The following is a 1,320-nucleotide window of genomic DNA, read 5'->3' as shown; positions in this document are numbered from 1 at the left end:
TTTGCTCCGCCATTCTCTCTGCAAGCGCAATTTGTGCGGGGGTAAGCACAGGCAACGGATCAAGCAAGTCTACAACGGATTTTGTAACAGCAACGGAGGGTTTATCCAAAAAGCGTAATATTACACCTTGAACAATCTGATTATTAAAGGGGATGGTTACCAGAGTCCCAATACCAACTTTTCCCTCCAGCTCAGGGGGCAACTGATAATCAAAAACCCCGCTGATAGCTGGGATATTAACAGAAATTTGGACAAAGGTAGTCATGGATTTATTGCAGATAATGAGCGGAGGGGTAGCGATAGCGAAGACATAGTCTATGAACAGCCTCATAAAATCCGTCCCTTACCCATCCGGGTACAGGCGGCTGTGCTCCTCTCTTCAGTCGCCGCTCAGGAACTGTCATTGTTATTCTTCTTTTAATAAGGTCAACTCAATCCGGGAGATTCGCATTCCTTCCATTTCGGTGACTTTTAGACAGATATTATCTTCGGGGATTTCGATCTGGTCGTCCAGATTGGGGATGCGCCCCAAGCGTCCCATAACGAACCCTCCTATGGTATCGTAATTCTCATCGGTGAGTGACAAGCCTGTTTGCTGGTTGACGTATTCGATCAACGCCAAACCATCCAGCAAGATCGATCCGCCAGGCTGGATCTGAATTTCCGGCAAATTGTCGTCAAATGGATCGCGGATATCACCGATAATCTCCTCCAATAAATCTTCCAGAGTAACGAGCCCCGCTGTCCCACCATATTCATCCAGGGAAATCGCAATATGCTGATGCCCGTCACGGAATTCATGGAGAAGCTTTGTGACAGAGATCGTCTCCGGTACAAATAGGGCTTCACGCATTAAATCCTTTGCAGGCGTCTCACGATTATTTGGGTCTTCAAGCCTGTTAAGCAAGTCTTTGACATGCAAGATCCCAACAACATCATCAAGATCTTCCCCAAAGACTGGGAATTTAGTATACACATTCTCGCGGATTAACGCGGCGGCATCATAAAGAGGTGTATCTGCCTGAATGGCAGTAATCTCTGTGCGCGGGATCATCACCTGCCGTACGACCAGTTTGCCAAAATCGAAAATCGCCGAAAGCATTTCTCGCTGAGGCTGTTGGATAATTCCTTCTGTATCAGGCCCAGAGACGATGGTTTTTAATTCTTCAATGGTATAAACTGTATTATGCGAAGCCTCTCCATCCAAACCAAAAAGACCCAAGGTGCCACGGGTAAGCCAATCAAGTAATGAGACAAACCCACTAAAAGCCTTCATAAATATACTCATGGACGATGCAGTGGTTGTCGAGAAGCGTTCCG

Annotated in this window: 2 protein-coding genes; both read right to left on the bottom strand. The window is 46.6% G+C overall.

The genetic code is table 11. The features are described 5' to 3' along the window. The coding region (locus tag AC3DOM_RS06450) for a primosomal protein N' family DNA-binding protein (protein WP_487918210.1) at nucleotides 1–265 on the bottom strand (265 nt) is incomplete at its 3' end. A gap of 141 nt (nucleotides 266–406) precedes the next feature. Beyond that, the coding region (locus AC3DOM_RS06445; protein WP_487918209.1) for a hemolysin family protein at nucleotides 407–1,320 on the bottom strand (914 nt) is incomplete at its 5' end.

The organism is Candidatus Desulfolinea nitratireducens (assembly GCF_982879505.1).
This window is presented reverse-complemented; position numbering and strand designations above follow the sequence as displayed.